The organism is Sulfuricaulis sp. (genome assembly GCF_049587675.1).
Taxonomy (GTDB): domain Bacteria; phylum Pseudomonadota; class Gammaproteobacteria; order Acidiferrobacterales; family Sulfurifustaceae; genus Sulfuricaulis.
This window is the reverse complement of record NZ_JBAVEJ010000136.1, coordinates 1-7,767: the sequence shown is the minus strand read 5'-3', so window position 1 is coordinate 7,767 and position 7,767 is coordinate 1. Positions and strand designations below refer to the sequence as shown.

The 7,767-nt window shown below is 61.0% G+C and carries 7 protein-coding genes; all 7 read left to right on the top strand.

The features are described from left to right. Nucleotides 1–612: 612 nt before the first annotated feature. The 7 genes from leuS to rlmH are packed head-to-tail and all read left to right on the top strand — an operon-like array spanning nt 613 to nt 7,713. Nucleotides 613–3,219: a leucine--tRNA ligase gene (gene leuS, locus WB402_RS07205; RefSeq protein WP_424206383.1), complete on the top strand. Its 2,607-nt coding sequence runs from the start codon at nt 613–615 to the stop codon at nt 3,217–3,219. Nucleotides 3,220–3,236: 17 nt separating this feature from the next. Then, nucleotides 3,237–3,764, top strand: coding sequence for an LPS assembly lipoprotein LptE (lptE, locus tag WB402_RS07200; protein WP_424206381.1), 528 nt, complete (start codon nt 3,237–3,239; stop codon nt 3,762–3,764). Further along, entirely contained in the window at nt 3,748–4,773 is a 1,026-nt protein-coding gene (gene holA, locus WB402_RS07195) for a DNA polymerase III subunit delta (RefSeq protein ID WP_424206379.1), read from the top strand. Before lptE ends, holA begins: the two co-directional genes overlap by 17 nt. Nucleotides 4,774–4,775: 2 nt before the next feature. Next, the gene (locus tag WB402_RS07190; RefSeq protein ID WP_424206377.1) at nt 4,776–6,062 is read left to right on the top strand and encodes a glutamate-5-semialdehyde dehydrogenase; all 1,287 of its coding nucleotides are present in this window, start codon (nt 4,776–4,778) and stop codon (nt 6,060–6,062) included. Between the two features lie 42 nt (nt 6,063–6,104). Then, complete coding sequence (nadD, locus tag WB402_RS07185) at nt 6,105–6,791, top strand: nicotinate-nucleotide adenylyltransferase (RefSeq protein WP_424206375.1); 687 nt, start codon at nt 6,105–6,107, stop codon at nt 6,789–6,791. Continuing rightward, nucleotides 6,791–7,201: a ribosome silencing factor gene (gene rsfS / locus WB402_RS07180; protein ID WP_424206373.1), complete on the top strand. Its 411-nt coding sequence runs from the start codon at nt 6,791–6,793 to the stop codon at nt 7,199–7,201. The genes nadD and rsfS overlap by 1 nt, the downstream gene beginning before the upstream one ends. Nucleotides 7,202–7,245: 44 nt before the next feature. After that, entirely contained in the window at nt 7,246–7,713 is a 468-nt protein-coding gene (gene rlmH, locus WB402_RS07175) for a 23S rRNA (pseudouridine(1915)-N(3))-methyltransferase RlmH (protein ID WP_424206371.1), read from the top strand. Nucleotides 7,714–7,767 lie beyond the last annotated feature (54 nt).

Genomic DNA, 7,767 nt, shown 5'->3' with positions numbered 1-7,767 from the left:
CACTTAACGTGTGTTCACGCCGCCGAACGGGTGCAACGGGTTTTGTTGCACCCCGGGCAGCAACAGGTCTTGAATGACCAAAAGCCGCCGAAAGGCGGCTTTTGACTTTCCCGGCCTTGCTCGGTGCTCGGCTCGCTCCGACGGGGATGGGAGCAACCCATCTCGAACCTTCACGCGGAGGTGTTTTCAGATCCCCGTAGCCGCCGCCGAGCATCGCAGCCCGAGCGGGGGTTTTTAAGCGAGCACCTGTTCGAGCAAAGGCGCGTTGTGTGCGCCTTGCGAGTTGCGCAGCGCCCGCTCGGGCGAGAAGCGCAAGGGGTTTTCGGCGGCTCTGGGGTGTCCTTTCTTTTGGTGACTTTTCTTTGGACAAGCAAAGAAAAGTAACCTGCCGTGGGTCAGCCACCCACAAGTTGGTTTTGAGATCGCGCGCATAGCGCGCGATACCTTACCTGGATGCCCGCCTCCGCGGGCATGACAGCAATATTGCAGGGGCGGAGCCACCCGCAATTAGCTTTTGAGTCGTGCGCGGAGCGCACACTACCGAAAAGACGAAACCCCCGAATTACGGTATCCTTCCGCCTTACAAGCTTTCAGCCGAAACGTGAAGATTCGATGGACGAGCAATATCTCCCCGAAAAAGTAGAAAAAGACGCCCAGGAATATTGGGACAAGCACCAGACGTTCAAGGCCGTGGAAGACCCGCAGCGGGAGAAGTTCTACTGCCTGTCGATGTTCCCTTATCCTTCCGGCAAGCTGCACATGGGCCATGTGCGCAACTACACCATCGGCGACGTGATCACGCGTTTCATGCGCATGCAGGGGCGCAACGTCCTGCAACCGATGGGCTGGGACGCTTTCGGGCTGCCGGCCGAGAACGCCGCGATCGCGAACAACGTGCCGCCGGCAAAATGGACCTACGACAACATCGCGTACATGAAGCAGCAGTTGAAGTCGCTCGGCTTCGCGATCGACTGGGGCCGCGAACTCGCCACCTGTAAACCCGATTATTACCGGTGGAACCAGTGGCTGTTCCTGCGCATGCTGGAAAAGGGCATCGCCTACAAGAAAACCGGTGTCGTCAACTGGGACCCGGTGGATCAGACCGTGCTCGCCAACGAGCAGGTGATCGACGGCCGCGGATGGCGCACCGGCGCCGTGGTCGAGAAGCGCGAGATACCGATGTACTACCTGGCGATCACGAAGTATGCCGAAGAACTGCTCGCCGACCTGGAAAAGCTCCCCGAGTGGCCGGAACGCGTGCGCACCATGCAGGCCAACTGGATAGGAAAAAGCACCGGTGTTCGTTTCGCGTTTCCGTACCGACTGGACGGCAGAGATGAAAAACTATGGGTATTTACGACACGCGCAGACACGATTATGGGTGTCACCTTCTGTGCCGTGGCCGCGGAACACCCGCTCGCGACGCACGCCGCCCGGAATAACCCGGAGCTCGTTGCATTTATCGAAGAGTGCAAGCGTGGTTCGGTCATGGAGGCCGACCTGGCCACCATCGAGAAGAAAGGCATGCCTACCGGTATCAACGTGACGCATCCGCTCACCGGTGAGCCGGTGCCGGTGTGGGTCGGCAACTACGTGCTCATGGGTTACGGCGAAGGCGCGGTGATGGCGGTGCCGGCACATGACGAGCGCGATTTCCATTTCGCCAAAGAATACCGGCTTCCCATCAAGCACGTGATTCAAGTTTCTGGCGACACTTTCTCGACGGACGCATGGCAGGAATGGTATGCGGACAAGACACGCGGGCGTTGCGTGAATTCCGGGAAGTACGACGGATTCGACTATACCGCCGCCGTCGATGCCATCGCCGCGGACCTCAAGGCCAAGAACCTTGGCGACAAGCAGGTGATGTGGCGCCTGCGCGACTGGGGCATTTCGCGCCAGCGTTACTGGGGCTGCCCGATACCTATTATTCATTGCGAAAACTGCGGTGATGTTCCGGTGCCCGACAAGGACCTGCCGGTGGTGCTGCCGGAGGACTGCGTGCCCGATGGCAGCGGCAACCCGCTCAACAAGCGCGCGGATTTTATAAATTGTTCCTGTCCCCAGTGCGGTCAGCCGGCGCGGCGTGAGACCGACACCCTGGACACCTTTGTGGACTCGTCCTGGTATTACGCTCGCTATTGCTGCGCGGACAACGGAGCCGCGATGGTGGACGCACGCGTGAAGTACTGGATGCCGGTGGACCAGTACATCGGCGGCATCGAGCACGCGATCCTGCACCTGCTGTACTCGCGTTTCTGGTGGAAGGTGATGCGCGACGCCGGACTGGTGCAGGATGACGAGCCGTTCGCGCGGCTGCTGACCCAGGGGATGGTGCTGAACGAAATTTTCTTCCGCAAGCCCGCGAGCGGACGCGTGATTTATTACAATCCGGCGGACGTCGAGATTAGGCTCGATGACAAGGGCGCTCGTACCGGCGCGGTGCTGAAGAGCGACGGCCAGCCGGTCGAGTCGAGCGGCATCGGCACCATGTCGAAGTCGAAAAACAACGGCGTGGATCCGCAGTCGTTGATCGATCAGTATGGTGCGGACACCGCGCGCCTGTTCATCATGTTTGCCGCCCCGCCGGAAATGTCGCTCGAATGGTCGGACGAAGGCGTAGCCGGCGCGAACCGCTTCCTGCGCCGCCTCTGGAAACTGGTCGCCGAGCACGTGAGCGCCGGTCTTCCGGCCAAGGCCGATTTTTCAAATCTTCCGCCGGCCTTGCGCGATTTGCGGCGGCAGTCGCACCAGACGCTCGCCAAGGTAACCGATGACATCGGCCGGCGGCGCACGTTCAACACGGTCGTGGCCTCGGTCATGGAGTTGTCCAACGCGTTGTCCCGTCACGGTGACGCTTCCGAGCAGGCGAAGGCGGTGCGCCACGAGGCACTCGAATTCATCACGCTGGCACTCGCGCCGATCGTGCCGCACATTACCCATGCTTTGTGGATGGCGCTGGGGCACCGCGAGGCGGTGGTGGACGCGCGCTGGCCGCAGGTGGACCCCGCCGCGCTGAAACAGGACAGCCTCGAAATCGTGGTGCAGGTGAACGGAAAGCTGCGCGGACGGATCGCGGTTCCCGTGGATGCGAAGGAAGAGAAGGTGCGCGAGATCGCGCTGGCGGATGAGAGTGTAGCACGCCATGTTGGCGACAAGGCGGTGAAAAAGGTGATCGTGGTGCCAGGCAAGCTCGTGAACATCGTGGTGGCGGGATGATGCGCCCGGATAGCGCAATGCGGCTGAGACGGTTCGTGTTGCTGGTAGCGCTCGGCATTCTTTCATCCTGCGGTTTTCATCTGCGTGGAACCGGCAAGGTCGAGTTCCCGCCCATGCTTTCCACACTGCGGGTTATGGTGGAGAACGATCAGCAACAGAACGACCCGCTGCTCGTGGCGATGAAAAACGCCCTGCGCACGCAGACGGACGTGCAGATCGAGGATAGCGGCGATGCGCCGCTGCTGGTCCTTTATGGCGAGCGTTCCGACAGCCAGGTGTTGTCCGTGGGCTCCACCGCCAAGGTGGAAGAATACCTGCTGAAGTATGAAGTGAGTTTCCGGCTGACCGGCAAGGAGGGCAAGGCGCTGGCGGAATCACAGACGGTCAGGGTGCAGCGCGATCTCGCCTTCGATCGCTTGAATGTGCTCGCCAAGGAAAGGGAAGTGCAGGAACTGCGCGGCGAGATGCAGCGCGATGCGGTGCAGCAAATCCTGCGGCGCTTGTCGCGCATCACGCCAACGGACAGCCATGCAGATCAGCGCTGATCAACTTCTGAATCACCTCAAGCGCGGACTCGCGCCGATTTATTTTGCGTACGGCGAAGAACAGCTGCTCGTGGAGGAATGCACCCGCGCGATCCGCGATGCAGCGCATGCCGCCGGTTATCTCGAGCATCTGGTGCTGACGGTGGAGAGCGGTTTTGACTGGAACGGGCTTTTCAACTCCACCCAATCGCTGTCGCTCTTCTCCGAACGCAGGCTGATAGAACTGCGATTGCCTACCGGTAAACCGGGTGAGGCCGGGGCCAAGGTTCTCATCGAGATCGCGGCGCGGCCGCCCGCCGATACCGTGTTTGTCGTGAGCGGCGGCAAGCTCGACAAACAGACGCGCGAAACCAAATGGGCCAAGGCACTGGAGAGCGCTGGCGTGGTCATGGCCGTTTATCCGCCGGAGGCGACGCAATGGCCGACGTGGATACGCCGGCGCATGGAGATGAAAGGCCTCCGTCCCGGCCCGGGTGTGGTGGATCTGTTGGCGCATCTGATGGAGGGAAATCTGCTCGCTTGCGCGCAGGAAATCGACAAACTGGCCATGTTGTTTGGCGCGGCCGAAGTGGGCCTGGATGACATAGAAGGAAATCTCAGCGACAATGCCCGTTACAATGTTTTTGCGCTGGCCGATGCCAGCCTGCGCGGCGAGCCGATCGCGGTTGCGCGGATTCTAGACAGCCTGCGCGGCGAAGGCGTTGAACCGATCCTGATTCTGTGGGCGCTGGCACGCGAGGCGCGTGAACTTTCGCAGATGGCGGCGATGGTGGCGGCCGGACAACCCGTGATGCGGGTGCTCGATGCGCGCCGGGTATGGGCCAAACGCAAGCCGCTGATGAGCGCCGCGCTCAAGCGCCTGTCGCCCGAGGCCGCGCAGGACTTGCTGCGCCGCGCCGCGCGCACCGATCGTATCCTGAAAGGCCGTGGCGCGGGCGACGTGTGGCAGGAATTGCAATGCCTGGCGCTGGGCATGAGCGGCCTGAAGCTCGGCACGTGTAATATATAAGTATGAAGACAGCATCCCAACAGGCAAGCGGCACGGATATCCAACGTTACATGCGCGAGGTCGGGCAGCGCGCGCGCGTTGCCGCGCGCGCCATGTCGCGCGCCGAAACCGCGATGAAAGACAGCGCCTTGACGGCAATGGCGACTGAAATCGAGCGCCAGACCGATGCGTTGATCGCGGCGAACCGGAAAGACCTTGAGGCGGGCAAGGCCCAGGGACTCGATTCCGCCATGCTCGACCGGCTCGAGCTGAATAGCCAACGCATCAAGTCCATGGCCGAAGGGCTGCGCCAGATCGCCTTGCTTCCCGATCCGGTCGGCGAGATCACCGATTTGAATTACCGTCCTTCCGGCATTCAGGTCGGACGCATGCGCGTGCCGCTCGGTGTGATCGGCATCATCTATGAATCGCGTCCGAACGTGACCGCCGACGCGGCGGGTCTGTGTCTCAAATCCGGCAATGCATCGATTCTGCGCGGCGGCAGCGAGGCGATTCATTCGAACCGGGCCATCGCGGCCTGCATCCAGACCGGCCTCAAGCAGGCCGGGCTACCCGAGGACGCCGTGCAGGTGGTCGAGACCACCGATCGCGCCGCGGTGGGTGAACTGATCCGCATGAAGGAACACGTGGACGTGATCATACCGCGCGGCGGGAAGAGCCTCATTGAACGCATCAGCGCTGAAGCGACGATACCCGTCATCAAGCATCTGCACGGCGTGTGTCACGTTTATATCGATGACAGGGCCGACATGGACAAGGCGGTGAAGGTGGCATTCAACGCCAAGACCCAGCGCTATGGCACGTGCAATACCATGGAGACACTGCTGGTCGCGCGCAGCGTGGCCAACCAGATCCTGCCGGTGCTTGGCAAGATGTATCATGAGAAGGGCGTTGAGCTGCGTGGCTGCGAGGCCACGCGCAAAATTCTGCCCGGTATCAAGACCGCCAGCGAAGAAGACTGGTACACGGAGTATCTCGCGCCGATCCTGTCGATCCGCGTGGTCGAGAATGTGAGCGAGGCCATCGATCACATCGCGCGGTATGGCTCCGCGCATACCGACGCCATCGTGACCGAGGACATCACCCACGCGCGCCGGTTCCTGCGCGAGGTGGATTCCAGTTCCGTGATGGTCAACGCCTCGACGCGTTTTGCCGACGGTTTTGAATATGGTCTCGGCGCCGAGATCGGCATATCCACCGACAAACTGCACGCGCGCGGACCGGTGGGACTTGAAGGATTGACATCAGTGAAATTCGTCGTGCTCGGTGACGGACATATCAGAATATAGACAGGACTGACAGGATTAACTTGACTCAAGATTTTTTCGTGCGTGTTCCAGTTCCGCGAAATCCTGTCGATTGTTTTTATTGTGGCTAAAGCCCTCGGTATTCTTGGCGGTACTTTCGATCCCATTCACTACGGCCATTTGCGTCCTGCGCAGGAAGTCCTGCGCGCCCTCGACCTGGCGGAGATCCGCGTCATTCCCGCCGCCAACCCGCCGCACCGCCGGCCACCGGTGGCCACGCCCGAACAACGCCTGCGCATGGTTGAGCTGGCGGTGGCCGGTGTTCCCGGGTTCACGATGGATGACCGCGAGTTCAGGCGCGGCGGACCTTCCTATACCGTGCTGACGCTGGAATCCCTGCGTAGCGAATCCGGCGAGCGGCCGCTGTGCCTGTTGATGGGGCTGGATGCGTTCGAGGGCATCGAGACCTGGCATCAGTGGCAGCGCCTGCCGGAACTGGCGCATTTTGTCGTGATGACACGGCCCGGCTGGGAATTACCGGCCGGCGAAAGATTGCCAGCGTGGGCACGAGACCGTGTGGTAAGAGAGACAGCGAAGCTAACTCAGACCGGCAGTGGAAAGATTTACTTTCAGGCAGTCACGCCACAGGACATTTCCGCAACACGGATTCGCGAGGCGCTGGCGCGCGGCGAGCCGGTGGAAGCGTGGCTGCCGTCCGCAGTGCTTGACTACATTCGCGCCAACCATGTTTACGTCAATCGGAAAAACTGATGCCTAAAGTTGCCAAAGCCAAGAAGACCCAGCAGTGGATCCAGGATGCCCTGGAGGACGCCAAGACGCAGAATATCGCGGTACTCGATGTCCGCAAGATCAGCGATTTCACGGACTACATGGTTATCGCCACCGGCACCTCGAACCGGCACGTGCAGTCCAGCGCCGACAAGGTCGTGGAAACATTGCGTGGTCACGGTTTGCGGCCCGTGGGCACCGAAGGCAAGCAGCTCGGTGACTGGGTGTTGATCGATTTCGGCGACGTGGTCGTGCATCTCATGCGCGAGCAGACGCGCGATTTCTACAATCTCGAAAAGCTCTGGTCCGATGCCAAGCACGTTGAACCCGGCAAGCACAAGGAAACCGCCAGGCCACCCAGGACGCCAAGAAAACCGAAAAAAGCAAAATAATAAATTTATAGCTCTGTTGGTGACTTGGCGCTTTAAGACTCAACATGCAAATTCACATCATTGCCATTGGCGAACGCATGCCCGATTGGGTCAAAGCGGGTTTTCAGGAGTACGCCAAACGCTTGCCGCGCGAATGCCGCCTGGTGTTGCATGAGATTCCCGCCGGCCGGCGCGCCAAGGGCGCCGATCTCCGGCGCCTTATCGAACAGGAAGGACGACGCCAGCTTGCCGCCGTTCCCTCAGGCGCGCGTATTGTCGCGCTCGACCGAAGCGGAAAGCAGTTGGACACCGAAGCCCTCGCCGCCGAACTGAAGACCCGGCTCGCCAGCGGCGATAACCTCGCGCTTCTGATCGGTGGGCCGGAAGGGCTGGCGCCGGAATGCCTCAAACAGGCCGATGTAAGCTGGGCATTGTCCCGGCTTACCCTGGCGCATCCGGTGGTGCGTGTGGTGCTGGCCGAACAGTTGTATCGCGCCTGGAGCATCATTAATAATTTGCCGTATCATCGGTAGCGTACAGTCGAGCCGCCTGCGGCGGCATTGTGTGAATGCGGGATGCTCCCGCCC